The organism is Pseudomonas sp. HK3 (assembly GCF_052920985.1).
In genome coordinates this window covers 684,080-703,390 of sequence record NZ_JBREXD010000003.1, presented here as the reverse complement: position 1 = coordinate 703,390, position 19,311 = coordinate 684,080, and the positions used below count along the sequence as shown (strand labels likewise).

At 41.6% G+C, this 19,311-nt stretch carries 17 protein-coding genes, 6 tRNA genes and 1 pseudogene; 20 read left to right on the top strand and 4 right to left on the bottom strand.

Annotation, left to right across the window (positions count from 1 at the left end):
* The first annotated feature begins 100 nt into the window (after positions 1-100).
* Positions 101-1,132: a DNA polymerase IV gene (gene dinB, locus ACU6U9_RS18760; protein WP_446736512.1), complete on the top strand. Its 1,032-nt coding sequence runs from the start codon at positions 101-103 to the stop codon at positions 1,130-1,132.
* A gap of 9 nt (positions 1,133-1,141) precedes the next feature.
* Here the strand turns inward: dinB and ACU6U9_RS18755 are convergent, their stop codons facing one another.
* The gene (locus ACU6U9_RS18755) at positions 1,142-1,975 is read right to left on the bottom strand and encodes an HDOD domain-containing protein (RefSeq protein WP_446736511.1); all 834 of its coding nucleotides are present in this window, start codon (positions 1,973-1,975) and stop codon (positions 1,142-1,144) included.
* Between the two features lie 163 nt (positions 1,976-2,138).
* On the opposite strand from ACU6U9_RS18755, the gene ACU6U9_RS18750 reads away from it, so the two are divergent.
* The 13 genes from ACU6U9_RS18750 to ACU6U9_RS18690 all read left to right on the top strand — a co-directional run bounded on the left by ACU6U9_RS18750 (position 2,139) and on the right by ACU6U9_RS18690 (position 8,287).
* Complete coding sequence (locus ACU6U9_RS18750; RefSeq protein ID WP_446736510.1) at positions 2,139-2,903, top strand: ABC transporter transmembrane domain-containing protein; 765 nt, start codon at positions 2,139-2,141, stop codon at positions 2,901-2,903.
* A gap of 13 nt (positions 2,904-2,916) precedes the next feature.
* A complete protein-coding gene (locus tag ACU6U9_RS18745; RefSeq protein ID WP_446736509.1) occupies positions 2,917-3,930 on the top strand; it encodes an ATP-binding cassette domain-containing protein in 1,014 nt (337 codons plus the stop codon).
* On the top strand, positions 3,897-4,697 hold the full coding sequence (gene xni / locus ACU6U9_RS18740; RefSeq protein WP_446736508.1) for a flap endonuclease Xni: 801 nt from the start codon (positions 3,897-3,899) through the stop codon (positions 4,695-4,697). The genes ACU6U9_RS18745 and xni overlap by 34 nt, the downstream gene beginning before the upstream one ends.
* 63 nt (positions 4,698-4,760) lie before the next feature.
* A complete protein-coding gene (locus ACU6U9_RS18735) occupies positions 4,761-5,042 on the top strand; it encodes a LapA family protein (protein ID WP_446736507.1) in 282 nt (93 codons plus the stop codon).
* Between the two features lie 5 nt (positions 5,043-5,047).
* Positions 5,048-6,229, top strand: coding sequence for a tetratricopeptide repeat protein (locus ACU6U9_RS18730; protein WP_446736506.1), 1,182 nt, complete (start codon positions 5,048-5,050; stop codon positions 6,227-6,229).
* Entirely contained in the window at positions 6,219-6,914 is a 696-nt protein-coding gene (pyrF, locus tag ACU6U9_RS18725) for an orotidine-5'-phosphate decarboxylase (RefSeq protein ID WP_446736505.1), read from the top strand. Before ACU6U9_RS18730 ends, pyrF begins: the two co-directional genes overlap by 11 nt.
* A gap of 119 nt (positions 6,915-7,033) precedes the next feature.
* Positions 7,034-7,360, top strand: a complete 327-nt coding sequence (locus ACU6U9_RS18720) for a ComEA family DNA-binding protein (protein WP_446736504.1) — start codon at positions 7,034-7,036, stop codon at positions 7,358-7,360.
* A 235-nt stretch (positions 7,361-7,595) separates the two neighbouring features.
* Positions 7,596-7,671, top strand: a tRNA-Val gene (locus ACU6U9_RS18715).
* 59 nt (positions 7,672-7,730) lie between these two features.
* Positions 7,731-7,807 (top strand) — tRNA-Asp (locus ACU6U9_RS18710).
* A 61-nt stretch (positions 7,808-7,868) separates the two neighbouring features.
* A tRNA-Val gene (locus ACU6U9_RS18705) sits at positions 7,869-7,944 on the top strand.
* 46 nt (positions 7,945-7,990) lie between these two features.
* Positions 7,991-8,067: transfer RNA gene (locus ACU6U9_RS18700), tRNA-Asp, on the top strand.
* A 38-nt stretch (positions 8,068-8,105) separates the two neighbouring features.
* A tRNA-Val gene (locus tag ACU6U9_RS18695) sits at positions 8,106-8,181 on the top strand.
* Positions 8,182-8,210: 29 nt separating this feature from the next.
* Positions 8,211-8,287: transfer RNA gene (locus ACU6U9_RS18690), tRNA-Asp, on the top strand.
* A 170-nt stretch (positions 8,288-8,457) separates the two neighbouring features.
* Here the strand turns inward: ACU6U9_RS18690 and ACU6U9_RS18685 are convergent.
* Positions 8,458-9,561 (bottom strand): integron integrase, encoded by a 1,104-nt coding sequence (locus ACU6U9_RS18685; RefSeq protein WP_446736503.1) that lies wholly within the window; start codon positions 9,559-9,561, stop codon positions 8,458-8,460.
* A gap of 967 nt (positions 9,562-10,528) precedes the next feature.
* Between ACU6U9_RS18685 and ACU6U9_RS18680 the strand changes: the two are divergent.
* Positions 10,529-11,560 (top strand): annotated as a pseudogene (locus tag ACU6U9_RS18680) (ISL3 family transposase); the annotation flags it as partial.
* 537 nt (positions 11,561-12,097) lie between these two features.
* Here ACU6U9_RS18680 and ACU6U9_RS18675 read toward each other — a convergent pair.
* Positions 12,098-13,254, bottom strand: a protein-coding gene (locus tag ACU6U9_RS18675) for an IS3 family transposase (protein ID WP_446736237.1) whose coding sequence is annotated in 2 segments (ribosomal slippage) — positions 12,098-12,996 and positions 12,996-13,254 — 1,158 coding nt in all. Because the reading frame shifts where the segments join, the coding sequence is not laid out codon by codon here.
* A 162-nt stretch (positions 13,255-13,416) separates the two neighbouring features.
* Between ACU6U9_RS18675 and ACU6U9_RS18670 the strand changes: the two genes are divergently transcribed.
* The 5 genes from ACU6U9_RS18670 (at position 13,417) to ACU6U9_RS18650 (ending at position 17,803) form a co-directional block, all read left to right on the top strand.
* Positions 13,417-13,698 (top strand): hypothetical protein, encoded by a 282-nt coding sequence (locus tag ACU6U9_RS18670; protein ID WP_446736502.1) that lies wholly within the window; start codon positions 13,417-13,419, stop codon positions 13,696-13,698.
* 286 nt (positions 13,699-13,984) lie between these two features.
* Positions 13,985-14,749 (top strand): DUF4344 domain-containing metallopeptidase, encoded by a 765-nt coding sequence (locus ACU6U9_RS18665; protein ID WP_446736501.1) that lies wholly within the window; start codon positions 13,985-13,987, stop codon positions 14,747-14,749.
* Positions 14,750-15,394: 645 nt separating this feature from the next.
* Positions 15,395-15,853 (top strand): CesT family type III secretion system chaperone, encoded by a 459-nt coding sequence (locus tag ACU6U9_RS18660; protein WP_446736500.1) that lies wholly within the window; start codon positions 15,395-15,397, stop codon positions 15,851-15,853.
* A 30-nt stretch (positions 15,854-15,883) separates the two neighbouring features.
* Positions 15,884-17,299, top strand: a complete 1,416-nt coding sequence (locus tag ACU6U9_RS18655) for a hypothetical protein (protein ID WP_446736499.1) — start codon at positions 15,884-15,886, stop codon at positions 17,297-17,299.
* 270 nt (positions 17,300-17,569) lie between these two features.
* Positions 17,570-17,803: a GNAT family N-acetyltransferase gene (locus ACU6U9_RS18650; protein WP_446736498.1), complete on the top strand. Its 234-nt coding sequence runs from the start codon at positions 17,570-17,572 to the stop codon at positions 17,801-17,803.
* 384 nt (positions 17,804-18,187) lie between these two features.
* Here the strand turns inward: ACU6U9_RS18650 and ACU6U9_RS18645 are convergent, their stop codons facing one another.
* Positions 18,188-19,306 (bottom strand): AraC family transcriptional regulator, encoded by a 1,119-nt coding sequence (locus ACU6U9_RS18645; protein ID WP_446736497.1) that lies wholly within the window; start codon positions 19,304-19,306, stop codon positions 18,188-18,190.
* Between the last annotated feature and the right edge of the window lie 5 nt (positions 19,307-19,311).

Genomic DNA, 19,311 nt, shown 5'->3' with positions numbered 1-19,311 from the left:
GAGGAGTGCTATGTGAAAACATTATCAACGAAGATATCTTGATATTTTAATAGATGACGTCATAATCTACTGTATATATTAACAGTGTCACGGGTAGTGGATGATTAGGCAAGTTCTCCATGTTGATTGCGACTGCTTTTTTGCGGCGGTTGAAATGCGTGACCAACCTCATTTACGCCATGTACCACTTGCCATCGGCGGTGCCAGTGATCGTCGTGGCGTCATCTCTACTTGCAACTACATTGCACGCAAATACGGTGTGCGTTCAGCCATGGCCAGTGCGCAGGCAAAAAAACTCTGCCCCGACTTGGTCTTAGTGCCGGGTAATATGCAAAAGTATCGTGATGTCTCACGCCAAGTGATGGAAATTCTTCAGCCTTATGCTTTGCAATTTGAAGTTGTATCGGTTGATGAAGCGTACTTAGAGCTCGCCCCAACCAGTAACGGTCAACTAGTGGCCGAGCAGATTCGCCAACAAATTGAGAGTGAGCTTGGTATTACGGTTTCGGTGGGCATTGCACCGAATAAGTTTTTAGCTAAGGTCGCCAGTGACTGGCGTAAGCCCAATGGCCAGTTTACGGTTTTACCCAGTGAAGTCGATGCGTTTGTCAGTCGCCTAGAAGTGAAAAAAATTCCAGGGGTTGGGCCAAAAAGCACCGCTAAATTACATGAAATGGGTATTTATAATTGTGGCCATGTAAGGGAAGTGGCCGATGATGTGTTATTAAAGCGCTTTGGTCGTTTTGGGCAATTACTCATTGAGCGTGCAAAGGGCCATGATAATCGCGGTTTGAGTTTAGGGCGTGAAAGAAAGTCGATCAGTATTGAGCGAACCTTTGCCGAAGACTTGCGTCTTGAGTCCCATATTATTGAGGCTTTAACTGATATGTGGCCCAAGTTTTTAGAGCGAGTCGAAGGGGCTGGCTTAAAACTTGAGCAGCTAGCGCCTTTTGTAAAAGTAAAATTTGCTGACTTTCATGTGACGACATTAGCTAAGCAAAGCTCACAAGCGAGCTTTGATGAATATTTGACGTTAATATTGCAAGCCAGTCAGCGTGACGAACAGTCGATTCGGTTATTAGGCTTAGGCGCTAAATTGTTACAACCCAGTGCCCAGTTGTCGTTGTTTTAATGGCAGGTGCTAAGCCACTTGGTTGTTCATTAGGTCATTAATCGCATCATCTTTTAATTCAATGTATTCGGCGTGATCAATATGCAGATATTCAAGCGCACTCTCGACACATTGAGTATTGAATTGATTGTCTTCGAGTTTCCAATAATGCTGGTATTCACTGCTGATATCTTTTGCCAATGTTAGTACTGCGAGCAGTTGGCAAATATCGGCTGGTAATTCTTTCGAACCGCTTAATACACTCTGCGCAATAGGCTGATAGCGTACCGTCAGTGAAATATTATTCCCCATGTACCAAGCTTTTGCTAAGAGCGCACCTTGCAAATAGTGGTCAGTATTAAAGCGTTGACGCTCATAAACACATAATTCGTTGGCGGGTTTACGCCGATGGGTATTGATGAAATCTTGATAGTCGTCAAAGTTTGTTAGCATAACCGGTACACCCGCGTTGTGCAGCATGCCTATACTGTATGCATCATCGGGTTTTGCGTTGGTGTATTTTGTCGCGAGCATTTGGCAGATGCCGGCCACTTCCGATGCTGTATCCCAAAAACTATTTAATAAAGGAGCACCTTTAAAGCAAGAGCGTATGATGACGGCTTGTAATAAACTTAATACACGCTCAAGGCCCATGAGGGAAATAGCGGTTTCAACGGATTTCACCTCTTGGCGTAAACCTAACCATGGGCTGTTAACGCTGGATAATAAAACCGCATAAAGGGCAACATCTTGTTTGATCAATTGCGTTATTTTGATCAAATCAACCTCTTGCTGCTGCATTAACGCTTGTATCTCAAGTAAGATGCCGGGCTTGGGCGGAATAATCAGTTGATTGAGTTTCATGTTTTCACCGTTCGTTTTCTGTTGCGCACTATACGGTTTTTAAAATGAGACATAAGTCTCATTTTGTTGGGTGTTTGTTACGATTGGTAAAGATCAATTGCGCAATGTGTTTGTAAGGCTCGATGATTTATTGAGCAACTTTGATTGGATGTAAGGAATTATCATGCGCGGAATGGGCTCAGATTTTGACCCGGATCAAAAAATAGATTGGTCTATTGTTAAGCAAATTGTGCCGTACCTAATTGAATACAAGCGCCGTGTTTTTTTAGCGGTTATGTGTTTGGTGTTGGCGAAAGTGGCCAGTGTGGGCATGCCATTTATACTCAAAAAAGTAGTCGATGATTTAGACGCGCAAATGAACGGCGCATCGGCGCTTATCATTGCACCAATTGCGTTGATTTTAGCCTACGGGCTCATTCGCTTAAGTAATGTACTGCTTGGCGAAATACGTGACACGTTGTTTGGTCGAGTGACTGAGCGCGCCATGCGCCGTGTAGGTTTGGCGGTTTTTCAGCATATTCATGCATTGGATTTATCCTTTCATTTGTCACGTCAAACGGGCGGCTTGTCTCGTGATATAGAGCGCGGCGTTAGTGGTATTAGCTTTTTGATGCGCTTTTTGGTGTTTAATATTGTGCCCACGTTTTTAGAGTTATTTTTAGTCATGGGGATTTTATGGCAGCAATACCGGTTTGAATTCGCGCTGATTGTATTTCTATCTGTGGTGTCTTATGTGTGGTTCTCTAAAAAAACCACAGACTGGCGCACCCAGTTTATCCGTGAGGCCAATAATGCCGATAGTCGCTCTAGCTCAAGAGCCGTAGACAGCCTATTAAATTTTGAAACGGTAAAATACTTCACTAACGAGAAATACGAGTCAGGCTTATACGATGAAGAATTAGCTTACTGGGAAAAAGCCAAAGCGTAAAAATCGCTTAACCTTGTTTTTATTGAACGGTGGCCAAGCGTTGATTATTTCGGCGTCCATGACGGCGATGTTGCTGCTGGCAGCCAGTGAAGTAAGCAAGGGCCGCATGACCATTGGTGATTTTGTTTTGGTGAACGCCTTTATGATGCAAATTTTCATGCCGCTGAATTTTTTAGGGTTTGTATACCGTGAAATTAAAAGTTCTATGACCAATATCGAAAAAATGTTTTCGCTATTAAGGGTCAAACCAAAAGTGGCAGATAAAGAAAATGCGACATGTTTAAATGTTGATAAGGGTTTAATTGAATTCAAGCATGTGAGTTTTTCCTATGGAGAGCGCAACATCATTAACGATGTAAGCTTTACGATTTTACCGGGTGAAAAAGTCGCATTAGTGGGCAGCAGTGGTGCGGGTAAGTCAACGTTAGGTAAGTTGTTGTTCCGGTTTTATGATGTCAGTGGTGGTGAAATTTTAATTGATGGGCAAAATGTTCAAGAGGTCAGTCAATATAGCTTGCGCAAAGCCATTGGTGTGGTGCCACAAGATACCGTACTGTTTAATTCTACGCTGCTTGAAAATGTCCGCTATGGCCGCCCAGACGCCACGGATGACGATGTGAAGCATGCGATTAAATTAGCCCACCTTGAAGCATTTGTGCAGCGACTTCCCAATGGTTATGACACAGAAGTAGGTGAGCGTGGGCTGAAACTATCTGGCGGCGAAAAACAGCGGGTGGCCATTGCCCGTACAATTTTAAAGCAGCCGCGTATTTTATTATTTGATGAGGCCACCAGTTCGTTAGACAGCGCCTCTGAAAAAGCGGTATTAGATGCCATTGACGAAGTATCACAAGGCAAGAGCAGTTTGGTGGTGGCTCATAGGTTGTCAACCATTGTGAATGCGGATCGCATTTTGGTGCTCGATAATGGCAAAATTGTTGAGCAGGGTGATCATAACGTGCTCATGGCACAAAACGGCCGATATGCGGCTTTATGGCAAATGCAGCAACACAAGGGCGACGCATGAACTTATTGCTGATTGACGCAATGAACCTTATTCGCCGAATTTATGCGGCTCAGTCTTATGGTGGCTCAGAAGCCATTGAGCAAACATTGTTATTAAGCCAAAACGCGATATTAAAAGACGTCGAAAAAGTAGGGGCGACCCATGTTGCGTGCGTATTTGATGGCAAAGGCCCCACTTGGCGGCATGAACTATTCCCAGCATACAAAGCGGATCGCAAACCCATGCCTGAAGAGCTAGCCGCAGCGCTTGAGTCTTATATGGCACGTTTTCGTAAGTTAAGTATTGCCAGCATGGTGTTTGATGAGCTCGAGGCGGATGATGTTATTGCCACTTTGGCGGTTAAAACCAGTTTAAAAGGCGGGCAAGTGACCATTGTCTCTACCGATAAAGGTTTTATGCAAATTGCCAATGAACACATTCGTTTGTACCACCACTTTGATAAACGTTTTTTAAATCCTGATGACGTGCGTCAGCAGCTAGGGCTTGAGCCTCATCAGCTGGTGGATTTTTTGAGTTTAGTAGGCGATACCACCAATCATGTGCCGGGCGTGTCCGGTATTGGGCCTAAAACGGCAGGCCAGTTATTAGACGAATACGGCGATCTTGATTCCGTATTGATCAATAGCGAGCACGTAAAAGGCAAAGTTGGGCTGACACTGCAATCCGATTATCGCGTCGCGCTATTGGCCAGAAAGTTAGTGCGTTTGAAGACCGATTGTCAGTTAGAGCTAAACTTAAAAGACTTCAGGTACCGTAAGCCTGCATAGGGTCATTGCAACCCAATCAGGCAACAGCGATAATCACCCCATCACTGATCTAGGATTTTTACCATGGCTTGGTTTAGAGCGTTTATTAGTTTCGCATTTGCACTGATTATAATTGGATGTGGCATTGTTTTAACGTTGCGCAATGGGCAGTTGGTAGAACTTGACCTGATCTTTTGGCAAAGCCCGCCATTATCACTGGGCATCGTACTGGTGGTTGGTCTTTTGATTGGCAGTATTTTAGGTATGCTAATTAATAGTTTATGGCTATTGCGTGTGACGCGTAAAAGCCAGAAACTACAAAAACAGCTTGATCAATCTATTAAGCGCCTTGAGCAAATACAGTAGCCATTATGGATTTACAACTACTTCTTGTATTGGTGTTGGCAGTGGCCCTTGGCTGGCTGCTTGGGCGCAATGAAGGGCGCAAAAAATACAAACAAACACCTTTTCCAAGTTTAGATATGCTGGCTGGTGATCGTCAGTCAGAAACCATGCAAGTTATTTTAAACATGGCCGAGCGTGAAGAAGCCCTCGATTTACAGCTAAACCTGGGTACGTTCTATCGTCGCCGTGGCGAAATTGATAAAGCCATATCCATTCACCAAAGCTTATTTGCTCGCCCCGATTTAGATAAAAAATTATCAGCCGATATTCAGTTGGCTTTGGCATCCGATTATTTAAATGCAGGTTGGCTTGATCGCGCTGAGCGTTTATTACTTGAACTGTTAAAAGGGAATAATCACCTTAAGCCCAAGGTACTGTCTAAGCTTGTGACCCTTTATGAAGAAGAGCAAGATTGGCAAAGTATTTTATCGCTGGCCAGTGAAGCCAAATACTTAAAAAACAACAAAGCCATCGCCTATGCCTGTTGTGAATTAGCCGATACAGCAATTAAACAAAAAAACTGGCGTGATGCTCAGCGCCATATTCAGCAAGCATTAAAGTTAAATAGCCATTGCGTACGTGCTTTATTGTTAGCCGCCGACATGGCGGAGGTAGAAGGTTTTCCTAATAAAATGCTGGCTAGCATTAAAGAAGCCTTAAGCTATGATCCCAGTATTTTGTATGTGGTGTTACCTAAACTACAGGCATTGTTTGAGTCGCGTCACCGCCCAGACGAATTAGAGCGACTGCTCGAGCAACTATGGCAAGACCACCCAATGCCATTGACTCTGCACAGTTATGCCGAGCACATCGCACAACACCAAGATTTAGACACCTCAATTGAAAAGCTAACGCATTTTATTGCTCAGGTGCCAACCTATGAAGGGTTTAGCCTGTTGCTGGACCACTTAATTGAAAAGGGTGACGCATTATCGCTCGATTATATGCGAAGCCTAAGACACATCATGCTGCAATTGCAGAAAACATCTGATGAGTTTGCTTGCCGCCAGTGTGGCTTTGAAGCCGATAAACACCATTGGCGTTGCCCAAGCTGTAAGGAATGGGAAACCTTTGTTCCTAAATTAGCATACACCCAGCGCAGCAAAGCAAACTCACAATCAAAAGTAAGGATTCCTCATGCCAAATAAACCGATTGTTGTCGCGCTTGATTTTGATAATCGCACGCAAACCCTCGAACTAGTCGAGCGTCTTGACCCAGCTCGTTGCCGCTTAAAAATTGGTAAGGAGTTATTTACAAGTGAAGGTCCGCAGCTTGTTGAGGCTGTACAGAATAAAGGCTTTGACGTTTTTTTAGATTTAAAATTTCACGATATTCCAAATACCTGCGCGAAAGCGGTGGCCGCAGCCGCCAATCTGGGTGTTTGGATGGTTAACGTACACGCAAGTGGTGGCGAGCGCATGATGGTTGCTGCCCGTGAAGCATTAGATAAATTTCAGCAAAAGCCGCTTTTAATTGGCGTAACGGTTTTAACCAGCATGGAGCAGTCAGACCTAGCCGGTATTGGTTTAGACATTGAGCCGCAAGAACAGGTAAAACGATTGGCTCAGCTTACAAAAGCGAGCGGTTTAGACGGTGTAGTCTGCTCGGCCCAAGAAGCGGTCATATTAAAAGCATTATGCGGCCAAGACTTTAAGTTGGTGACGCCAGGTATTCGCCCAAGTTTCGCCGCGCAAGGCGATCAGCGTCGCGTAATGACACCCAGTGAGGCCATGAGCGCCGGTGTTGATTACATGGTGATAGGGCGCCCTATCACGCAGGCACAAGACCCAATTGAAGCGCTAACCTTAATTGAGCAAGAATTGTCGGCTTAATCATGCTTATGGCGTAATCGATTGTTGGCTGGGCAAAATACTTACGATGATGTGAGATAAATCTTACGACGCCTTTGTTTGCTCCTTGTTAGGGTTTGATTCCCCAAAAGGAGAAAGCCATGAAATCCATTCAAACGATTAAATGTTTTTTAGTGAGTGTTATTGCCGCCGCTCTGTTTTCTTTGCCTGCTCTGGCGGAGTCAAAACAAAGCACGGAGTATGAAGGGCAGGGTATACAAGCGGTTGCCGCTCAAATCGATATAAACAGTGCCAGTGAAGAAGAGTTGTCTCAGTTAACACAAGTAGGGCCTAAAAAGGCTCAAGAAATCATTCGGCACCGCGAGGCCAATGGCCCATTTAAGACAGTAGATGATCTTGCCCAAGTAAAAGGCATAGGGATCAAAACGGTTGAAAAGAACCGTTCTCGGTTGCTAGCGGGCCAATAATAGAATGTTTCCCTTTAGTATTTTGTTTTAGCCAAATAAACCCAGCCTTTGCTGGGTTTATTTTTGTCTGCAAGTTACATAGAGCCCTAAGGCTTTAAACAGCATTAAAATAGAAAGGGTCGTAACTGTCTGAAAACTACACAGAAGTCGCTAAGTACTTGCAAAATATGAAAAAAATAACCAAAAGGTGATTGACACATGGGCAAATTTATATAAAATGCGCTCCACGCTTTCGGGGTGATTAGCTCAGCTGGGAGAGCACCTCCCTTACAAGGAGGGGGTCGGCAGTTCGATCCTGTCATCACCCACCAAATTCTCTTTGAGAAAATGGTTGAAGCGTAAATAGTTAATATCTTCGGATGTTAATACTGGACTGGTAGTTCAGTTGGTTAGAATACCGGCCTGTCACGCCGGGGGTCGCGAGTTCGAGTCTCGTCCAGTCCGCCAACTTTAGCTTGAGTCAAAGCTCATCCACTCGGGATGTTAACTTGAGAGTGTTATCTGTTTTGGGTGATTAGCTCAGCTGGGAGAGCACCTCCCTTACAAGGAGGGGGTCGGCGGTTCGATCCCGTCATCACCCACCAATCTTCCCAAAGATTGGCGATGTCTGTTTGACATCAATTTTAAAGTGGACTGGTAGTTCAGTTGGTTAGAATACCGGCCTGTCACGCCGGGGGTCGCGAGTTCGAGTCTCGTCCAGTCCGCCACTTTATACAGATAAGTTAAAAGCACTTAGGTGTTATTTGGGTGATTAGCTCAGCTGGGAGAGCACCTCCCTTACAAGGAGGGGGTCGGCAGTTCGATCCTGTCATCACCCACCAATTTTACTTGTTAAAAGTAATTCTAATGCGGACTGGTAGTTCAGTTGGTTAGAATACCGGCCTGTCACGCCGGGGGTCGCGAGTTCGAGTCTCGTCCAGTCCGCCATTTTTTATCTTGCTTATATCTATCGTCGCATCTCGGCGAATTTCCCGTTTTACATCCCCAAAATCTTGTTTTACAAAATCATTTTAAATGTATGTTCTCTAATTGGCTTTGCGTACCTGCAGAATGTTGCCCGATGATATTTGTGTCTATTCGGATAGTAAAAGTATCTCTTAAATATCCATGGGGCTTATGATTCCTCGTTCATTAATTCCAATAACGTGAGTATAAATTTGTGTGGTTTCAATGGATGAATGCCCCAGTAGTTCTTGAATGGTCCTTAAATCCGTCCCTTGTCGCAGTAATTCAGTCGCGAATGAATGGCGGAACGTATGGCAAGTGACGCGTTTGTTTATACATGCTTTTGATGTGGCAAATTTAATTGCCCTTTGAACTTGTTGTTGCCCAAAGTGATGGCGTCTCTCAACGCCGCTCCTTGGGTCAACAGAGTAATGATCGGCAGGAAGCAAGAACTGCCATGCTAATTCATACTGGGCCTTTGGCATTTTCTTAGATAAGGCATCAGGCATAAAAACACCAGCCATACCCATGATTTTATCCGCATCAAATTGGTTCTTAACAAATTTTATTTGTTGTTTTAACGGTTCAATCAAACTATTTGGAAGCAAGGTGCGGCGGCTTTTGTAGCCTTTCCCCTCCATTACAAATAAACCACCGTTGGCTAAATCAATATCTTTAACTCTTAAATTAACTGCTTCAGATATGCGTAAGCCAGAACCGTATAGCACCTTTACAATGAGTTGTTTTCGACCCGATAGATTTTTAATGATGCTTATGGCTTCATTGCTAGAAAGTACAATTGGGGTTTTTCTAGGTTTATTCGCATCCTGAAAATCTAACTGACCAATATCTTGTTTTAAAAATTCTCTAAATAAAAATACCAGCGCATTAAGGGCTGTTCTTTGAGTGTTGGTTGAGCATTGATTTTGGTTGCTTAATTGAGATAAGAAAAAATTAATATCTTGAACATTAAAATCATTTGCAGAGCGATAGTTCATAAGCCTTGTGAATCGAGAAGCCCATTGCATGTAGGTTTTTTCAGTTGTATATGCAAGCCCCTTTGCTCGAATGAATAATCGATATTGATCTGAAAAACGAGATGTAGAGGGCGGTATGTATTTTCGAGTATCAATTCTCGGTCGAGAGTCATTCATGATGCTTTCACCTGTACTGTTTTTATATACAGTGTAAATGGAAGGCTGAATTTTTGAAGTTAAATAAAACAAAATCATACTTTTGTACTGGGTATTGGCCACAAAAAGCGTCACGTGATCGCATATTATATTATGCGGTCACGTGACGCTTTTTGTGGAAATGGGACCTTTGTCTTGGTAAAACGACGAAACGCGTCGAAAAAGAAACCTGAAGAAAAAGAAGGGCTTACATAGGCACAAATGTTTCGTGAAGACGTAAAAAAAGGGAAGGCATATTTGCCAAAACAGGCTGCATGCCCCATGATGACTCGGCTTTATTGAAATGAAGGGCGAAGGTGCCCCATAAAACACGTCACGTGACGGCATATTATATTATTTGATCACGTGCCATAGAATAAACTGTTAAACAAGTTTTGGATTTATAAAACTGTAAATTTCGTATAGTACTACTGTATGAAAATACAGTAAAAAGATAGCCAAATTTGAATTATTAGTTTACGCTTCTAGCGCTCGTCGCTGCAGTAAAACGAGTTTTGCGTGACAGCAAAGAGCGCTAGAAGAGAAGAATCAAAAACGGCTTCGATCAATTACAGTAATCAACAGATTTGGAAGTCGACCTAATAGATTTCTACTCAAAACTTTTTTTAACAAGTCGATAATAAGGACTTGAATTAAATGTTGTCACTTAATTTGCTACGCAAATGCATGCCAAATTCACTTCAATCCTTATATCTAATTCGTTAAACAAGTTTTGGATTTATAAAACTGTAAATTTCGTATAGTACTACTGTATGAAAATGGCTCTTCCCCTGATCTGGTGGAAATTTAGCAAAATACCATTTTAATCTGATAAATTAGGCCTCTAGATTTTGGAGGTCAGCATGGATCAGCGCACCTTATAGAATAAAATTCTGCAGCTTAAGGCACCATGGGAAGTATCCGGTGTTCGTCTTGAGGAAAGCTCAGGTCAAATAACGGTTGTGGTGAGTTGTAATGCGTCTTCAATGTCATGCCCTAATGCGATATTGATTCAAAGCGATACGACTCTAAAATAAGGTAATGGCGTCACCTTGATACCTGTCAGTTTCAAACAATAATTGAGGCTGATGTCCCTAGGGTAAACTGTAAAGAACATGGCTGCTTGACGATTTCTGTACCATGGGCAGAAGATAGCGCCCGCTATACACTGATGTTCGAAAATCAAGTTCTGAAGTGGGCAGCCGAAACGTCTATTCTTGCGCTAACACGCCAACTTAAACTCAGTTGGAATGCAATTGACGGGATTATTAAGCGAGGTGTTAATCGAGGCCTGAAAAGGCGAAGGAAGTTCTCATGTAAACATCTATTTGTAGATGAGACATGTGTAGGAAAGCCTAGAGTTTTCATTACAGTACTTTCAAACCAGCTAGGCCAGGTACTTACCATCAAGGACGGCCGATCTAGCGAGAGCCTATTGCAGTGCTTTGCCAGCATACCGGTGCACGACATTAATAAAATGAAATCCATATCAATGGATTTAAGTGCGGCCTATAAAAAAGCTGTTTTTACTCGCTTTGGACGCAGAGCTAAAAAACTAATTGCTTATGATCACTTTCATATTGCCAAAATGCTGAATGAGGCATTACTTCATGTGCAAAGATCAGAAGTAAGATCTATGCCTAATCTAAATAAACTTAAGCACCATAAGTCACGGTTTTTATGGTTTAAAAACGAAAAAAATAGAACCGAAGAAATTGAAGATATCCTTGACGGACAAAAACAATATTTAATAAAAACAGCCGTAGCCTGGTACTTCAAAGAGCAATTTAGAATCATCTGGGAAACGGTGAGCTACATCCAAGCTAAATCAGCGTGGAAAACATGGATTAAGCTAGCGAAAGAAGCAGGGATTAAAGCTTTAACATCTGTTGTAGGAACGATAGAAAATTATCTGGAGGGTATTATCAATGCAATGCATTACGGTGTTTCAAATGGTCGAGCTGAAGCACTAAACAACAACATTAAGGCACTAGGCAGACAATCGAGGGGCTATAGAAATATTGAGCGATATAAGTCTTCTATCTTTTTTCATTTTGGAGGGCTGGATATGGTGTTCCACTGAATAAGGGGAAGAGCCATGAAAATACAGTAAAAAGATAGCCAAATTTGAATTATTAGTTTACGCTTCTAGCGCTCGTCGCTGCAGTAAAACGAGTTTTGCGTGACAGCAAAGAGCGCTAGAAGAGACGAATCAAAAACGGCTTCGATCAATTACAGTAATCAACAGATTTGGAAGTCGACCTAATAGATTTCTACTCAAAACTTTTTTTAACAAGTCGATAATAAGGACTTGAATTAAATGTTGTCACTTAATTTGCTACGCAAATGCATGCCAAATTCACTTCAATCCTTATATCTAATTCGTTCAGGCTGTAGAAAAATAGAAAACAGCCTGAACGTATCAGTATAAATCAGTTAAAATACTACTTTCCCGTTTATCTGACCTTTCCATGTCCAATTTCCTTGATGACAACCTCAATCAAAGTGTTTTCTTTGACCTTAATTACCTAGAAGTTCTAGGGAATAATACATTCGAATACTGCCTTTATCATCTACTTGAAAGCGATGACTGTAGTGGTCAAGTAAATCTGGCCACAGTTTAAGAGGCTTGAAAGAATAATCCTTCTGCCTCATTTGGAGTCTTCCCATTATTATGCTGGTGTGGTCTCAACTGAGAATAATAACCTGCGATATAATTTGTTATCGAATATTCAGCCTCAGCAAAATTGCTATACCCATATTTCGGCATCCATTCTGTTTTTAAGCTTCTAAAAAATCGCTCCATTGGTGCATTATCCCAGCAATTACCTCGACGACTCATGCTTTGTTTTATCTGGCAGCGCCATAGTGTTTGCCTAAACTTTCTACTGGTGTAATGCATACCTTGATCGGAATGGAACATCACTCCTTTAGGTTGCCCTCGGCTTTCATAGGCATGTTGTAAAGCTTTACTGGTTAACTGACTATCTGGCGATAATGAGAGCGCCCAGCCAATTAGCTTGCGGGCGTATAAATCCATTACCACAGCTAAATAAGCCCATCTTTTCCCGATCCAAACATAAGTGACATCACCACACCAAACTTGATTAGGTGCGGCCACATTAAACTGGCGATTAAGTAAATTGGGCACTGCAAGGTGCTCGTTATTTGCTTTCTTGTACTTCGGCGCAAAAGGTTGTTTGCTAATTAAATCCAAGTACTGCATGGCTTTTCTTGCCCTGTAGCGGCTTAATTTAATACCTGATTGAGTCACCATCGTACTGATTGTTCTAGCGCCCGCAGAGCCGTTACTTAGCCTGAACATTTCCCGAATTCTACTATGCAACTCAATCGTTTTAGAGGTAAGTTTTTCTGGGTGACTTAACCAATATTTAAAACTACTGCGATACACTTCAAATACATTGCATAGCTTCGTAACGGCGTAGCTCTCTTTCAGCTTCTGGACTAACGAGAACCTCTCATCGAGTCCGACATCAAGAGAGCGGTAGCCTTTTTTAGGATTTCTTTCTCTTCTTCAATGTCTTTAATTCTCTTTTCCAGCTCACGAATTTTGATTTGATCAGGGGTCATTGGGGATGCTGCTGGTATTCCACCATCACGTTCAAGTTTGAGCTGTCTTGCCCACTTATCGACGGTGGATTTACCGACATTCATTAACTCAGCAGCTTCGCGTACAGAATAATTTTTATCAACGATTAGTTGTGCAACTTCTAAACGAAATTCGGGTGTAAAATGCTTTCTACCTTGCTTACTCATATGTCACCTAAGATACTTATGAGGTGATGATATCACCTCTATTTAGGTGGCCAAAATCACTGTACCACTACAGAAATTAAACGAAAATTTTTAGGGGTAGAGAAACATGTCTGAATATTGTATTTTTCTACACCCTCGTTATAAGGCAAAGGAATTGTATATTTGGCAAACTTCACCGATTTTGTAGAGCTAATTGATAAACACTGTGAAGAGATCGCTAATTCTAATTGTGCGAAAGGTTCTATTGAAGATTATTGTCTAAACCATCTTCGTAAGCTTTCGGCTAATGCGCACTCGTCTGAGCATGCATCTGATGTTAGCAATAGCGTAAAGTCCATCACAAGGTTTACTTCTGATAGCGTAGAGTGGAACTCTGATCTAATGATTAGAATCACAGAAATAGTTGAATACCATTCTGCATTACTTAAGAGCGATACAAAGTAAATGCCTTATAACAATGCGCTGAAATGCGTTACGGCCAAAAAGACGGCCTTCACTGGACGTGCTAGACGCACGCCCTTTAGCTAAGCGTTGAGGCTGTAGAAAAACCTTAATATGAAAAATAAACGCGATCTACGTTAAATTTATAGAAGGTTTAGTGGCGAAATCTATACAGGTTTTAAACTGAGACTCATGTTTAGGGTGATTTTCACCTTATTCTTATTAGTACATTTAGGCTGTGGGTTTTTCTACAGCCTCATTATGCGTTTAATATAAAAGGTAAATATTTTTGAAGAAAATATCATATTCAATTATTTGTTTATATTTTTTTACCATTTCAGCGTTTGCTGAGAGTGAGGTTCGCATTGTATATGAGAAGCCTTTTAATAAATATGAGGTCATTATAGAAAAAGAAATTAGGGTATCAAATGTGGTAGAAAATGTAGCTGTATTTATAAACGAGAAAATTTTATTGTCAAAAACGCTATACTTTAAGATTGGCGGGGAAGATGGCCCTTTATATGACCCAACCTCAAATGAAGTTATTATTCCCTACACGTTTATACAAGAAGTAAAAGATCGCTTCAAGGATGCAAAATATTCTGAAACGGGAGTGAGTATAGCTGATGCAACTATGGATGCAGTTATGCATACATTATTTCATGAACTTGCTCATGCTCTTATATTTACATATAAGCTTCCAGTACTCGGAAAAGAAGAGGACGCAGCAGATAGTCTAGCAAATGTGTTACTGATCGAATATTTTGAAAGTGGCGCTGAAATAGCGATCAGTGCAGCCGATTTGTTTGACCTTGAGAGTGAAGATGTAGAAGAGTTTGAAGAGGAGGACTTCTGGGGTGAACATAGTCTCGATGCCCAGCGGTTCTACAGCACGCTGTGCCATGTGTATGGAAGCGAACCCAAAGAATATAGGGATCTGAAAAAAGAGCTGGGTTTTTCGGATGAAAGAGCGGAAATATGTATTGATGAGTATGACAATATATTAAGAAGTTGGTTGAGCTTACTGGAGCCGTATTTCAAGCATAATAAGTAGTTACACAAAAAATACCCCCTCCTAGTAATATTGGCATCTTTAAATAACTTAGATTAGTAAGCCACTATACTCACATTTGGCAATGTGAGTGATTTACTTAAATATCACTGCCAATATTGCAAGGCTCTATAAAATAGAGCGAAATTAAATGGAAATTTTGCAGAGTGGGAGATATGTCTGATTATCGTATTTTTCTACACATTCGTTAAAAGTCATGAATAGAACTCACGTATATATAATCCCTGAAGAAGAAATCATCACTAAGCCAAGTATTTATTCTGGTCATATTAGCAAATATGGGAAAGTGATATTCGTCGTGGAGGTAGAGACATTCAATAGGGTTAACTGTACCACTACAATCAAGGGTCTGGCTGTGTGTTAGAGAGCTTAGATATCGTCTTAAAATGTATTTTATCGCTAGCGATTTAAAATAATTGTTTCTAGTTTAAATTACTTTTATTTTGTATGCAGTTCAGCCAAATTTCTGGGTTTTTTTTCCTGAGTTTTATGTTTTATGTTTTATTTTTTGCAACGAAATCACCGTTTTGGTTACTTAATTAGAACCTAGTGATAGGCGATTATGAAGCTGTGGCTTTATTTGTCTGTTTTTCTAAATTCAGTACTTATTAAATACGGTAAATTCTCATGATTGTTGCAAGTGATCAAGTAAACCAATGGCTCAAAGAAGTTGACCCAAGTTTAACGTTAAATGAAACGGGTAAGTTGTTTCTAACCAGTGAAAGTGGTGTAGAGATTGTCGTTGCAGCGGTAGATGCTAGTGGCCATATCATTATTAATAGCGATATTTTTAAAATACCGGCTGAAAATAAAGAGGCCCTATTTGAAAAGGCATTAGCGTTTAACTTGTATCAAGATAAAACCATGGGGGGATCTATATCCATTGATCCAATTAGCAATGCTCTATGTTTAAGTTTGTCTTTACACGTTGAGCAACTAGACAGTGTGCTGTTTCAAAATAGTCTCCAAAACGTCATATCTGTCACAAATAAGTTGAAAGAGTCGCTAGAAAATTTAGGTGGGGCAGTTGAATACGTTTCTGAACCTCACTCTTCGTCTAATGCTGTAAATGCAATGTTTGTGTAATTAAAAAGAAACAAGAGTGAGGAGAAACTTATGATTGCACAAGCTTATGTAAAGCCTACAACGACAGATGCTGCCGGCACTCTTTTAGGGGCAAACCTTGCAGATGTTAGGGGGAAAGTATTACACCATTTAGAAGATATTTCAAAGGCCCCTGAGCGTCGTTTGACAGCCGTACCTGGTGCATTGCAAGCAGTGACACAAGCGACAAGCGGGTATGAAGAGCTGCATGAACAAACGGGTAAAGGTATATCACAATCAGTGGATGAAGTGTTGGCGTTTTTACGAGGTAGAGTTGATGAAAAATACGGTCTTGAATCATTTAATAAAATAGATAATGGCATGACGGAAGGTGAGAAACTGAAATTCGATGCTACTGTAGACCAAATAGTTACTGATCCCAAAAACGATGTAAAAACGAAAGATCAAGCCATAGCACTTCTGCTTTCAAAAGTTGTTAACGCAAGTTTAGAGTCTAGGTCATTTCAATACTATCAATTAGCGACGTTTACACGGTTGTTGGATTTCGTACAGCAACAAATAGGTGGTGAAAATGGCGAGTCTGTATTAAATACACTCATGACTTGGGCCGATAACGGTAAGTACTCGCACTATGTTTCGGCTTCACCGGAAGGACAAAAGCGAGCCGCTACCGATAGTCCGCTACATGCGATTCAACTTGTTATGGAGCGAGTAGAGGCTGATCTACAAAGGGGTGATCAAATTTCTCCTGCAACTGCTAGAGATATGGCAGGGCTAACCACTATTATTGCATCCATATTTAGCTCAGACATGAAGGCCAATGCAACAGAAAGGGGGTTGAATGCAAAAGCCCCCGCTGAATTGGCTGAAGGCCGACCGGGGCTGAACCTAAAAACCGCGATGAGCTTTATGACGGGTACAAATTACGGTAGCACTTACTCCGAAGTGGCTGGGGGAGAAGATCATGGTGCCTATCCTTCTTCACCATTTGGCCCATCTATGACGGCGTTTAGGGCGGTTCGCTTTATTGAAGTGGTATTAGGTGGTAGTCGACAGGAGCAGGCGGTTTATGCTGCGACGCAAGGGAACGATTGGGATGTCAATTCTCAAAGTGGTGGCAAATATGCCACAGATTTATTTAGTGCTCACATGGGTGGCGCGCATTCCGTGTTTGAAGCATTAATGACAAAAGAAAACGCAGTGGGTTTTGAAGTTAACTTAGATACAACAAGGCAAACCTTAATGCGTTTATTTAGTGATGTAAATGTTGATGTCGTCAATGGCGAGGTTAATGTAGATCGTAACAATAAAGCTGGAATTGATATTGAATCAACCACTCAAGAAGGCGGTGTTTTGGAAGAAGATATTCAAACCGAAGCGCTTCAGGAAGACGCCACAGTCGACGCCAATAATGACGTCACGACAGAGCGTCAGGGAGTGGTTGCTGAGGAAGGTACAACAGTTTAGTCAATTTTTCATTGCATTAAATTATCACCTGGCCAAAGGGCAAGGTGATAATTTAATTGATTCGTTACCGATCATCTTAGTGGTAACTTTTTAAACGTGTAATTGACGTTTAATATAGATCCATCGTATTAACACCTCTTACAACCGTTGCAATGTCATGACGTCGTTTAATATTTAAATCAGTATTTAAAGTAATATATCCAGAGTTAAGCCCTTGGGTCATTTTTCAATGCTGTTTATTGACCTTAATCACTAGAAAAAGGCATAGGTATGAGGCTCATGTTTTTGACTTTAACTTACGCTAGAGTTGATGCGGTAACAGTAAATGCTGTTTTGACCTCTGTTTCTGCCTATGAAAAATATGGTTTTGAGTGCAGCGGTGATGCAGGAGAGTCGTCAGGCTTGACCTATCAGCCGATGAAAGTTGGACTTGGTAAGTTAATGCAGCCAGCAGAGGTTGATGAATGTGTTTGTTTTGTTGTGGGAAAAAGTGTGAAAGATTAATACAGCGCTCGCATGTTTAATAAATACAAGGTAAGTGCACTTGCTCATTACGGTTATTAAGCAGGCCTATTCTTTGTAATAAATCTGTCATGTTATTGTTATATTGTTTATCGCGAACACAACAGATGCATATTGCATTGGGTAATAGCCTGTCAGTGTTGGTGAATAAATATGAGTGATTATGAAGAAGAACTTTTATTAGATGTGATGGACTTTGAAGATGATGATTTCATTGACGATGGCTTTGAACTTTAATTTAGCATTTTTGATTTAATAACTGATTCAATAACAAAGCAAACAGTGTTACTTTTCTAAAACGGCGTTCGCCGTGTGCTGGCCACTTTTTATGTCTTGGCCAGATTAACCCCCAAAAAACTCGTTTATCTAAACAATACTTTCTCTATGGTTTCTTCTATACGCCCCTGGTGATTCCTCTGTCCAGCGTTTGAATGCACGCTGAAATGCAGTCGGTGAACTAAATCCCAGTAAATAGGCAATTTCACCAATGGCAAGGTCAGTGTCTTTCATATAGCTTTCCGCTAGGCTTTTACGTGTGTCATTGAGCAGATTTTGAAAAGATGTATTGTGGTCTTGCAGTTTGCGCCTAAGTGTCCACGGTGGCATACCAAGGCTGTCGGCCACTTGTTCAATACTTGGCGTTTGGCCTTCAAGCAAAGGGCTTATTTCATCCATGACCTTTTCGCTTAATGAGCGGTCTTTGGTGGCTTTAGCTAGGCGCTCTTCACATATCCCTTGTAGATTTAAAAACGCATTTTTATCGTGTTGCAGTAGCGGCCAACTTAGCGCATCACTTTTTATAATCAGCGCGTTGCGCTCTTGCCCAAATACAACCGGGCAGTTGAAGTACGCTTCATAGGCCTCGGCGTGTTCCGGGCGCTCAAATTCAACTTCAACTCGCTCAACCGCACCTTGTTGGCCACATAGCCACTCGATGACTTTGTGTTGAGATGATAAAACAGAGTCCACTACAAATAAGTTGTATTCGTTGTAGGGACTAATGGAATAAAAGCTGGCGACGCCTTTGCCGTTCTCTAAGTAAAAACTCGATTGGCCACGGCAGTTGGTGCTGGATAATCGCTCATAATGAGCCATGACTTTACAGCCAGCTTCAATGTCTTTGGCGGTCATGGCTAAAAAGCCAGTCAGGCCTAAAAAAGGAATTTTGACACGTCTGCCCATTTCAAGGCCAAGGTCGCCGCGACCGGTTTGTTGAATGGCGGTATAACCTAGGCGCATAAATCGAGGAATGCTAATGCGGCCCTCGGGTTGCGAAAGTTTTGCATCAGACAAGCTAAACTGGCTCGCAAGTATTTTTGACTCACCACCAAGGGCGTCAACCGTGCTAAGCAGAGCTCGAACATAACTAACAGAGATGTCGCCTAATTTCATTTGTTCTACTTGGTCAGAAAATTGTTCATCTAGGATATTGGCGAATACTAGCAAGAAAACTAAGGTATTAGCCACAAACCAAATAAAAAACATAAAAA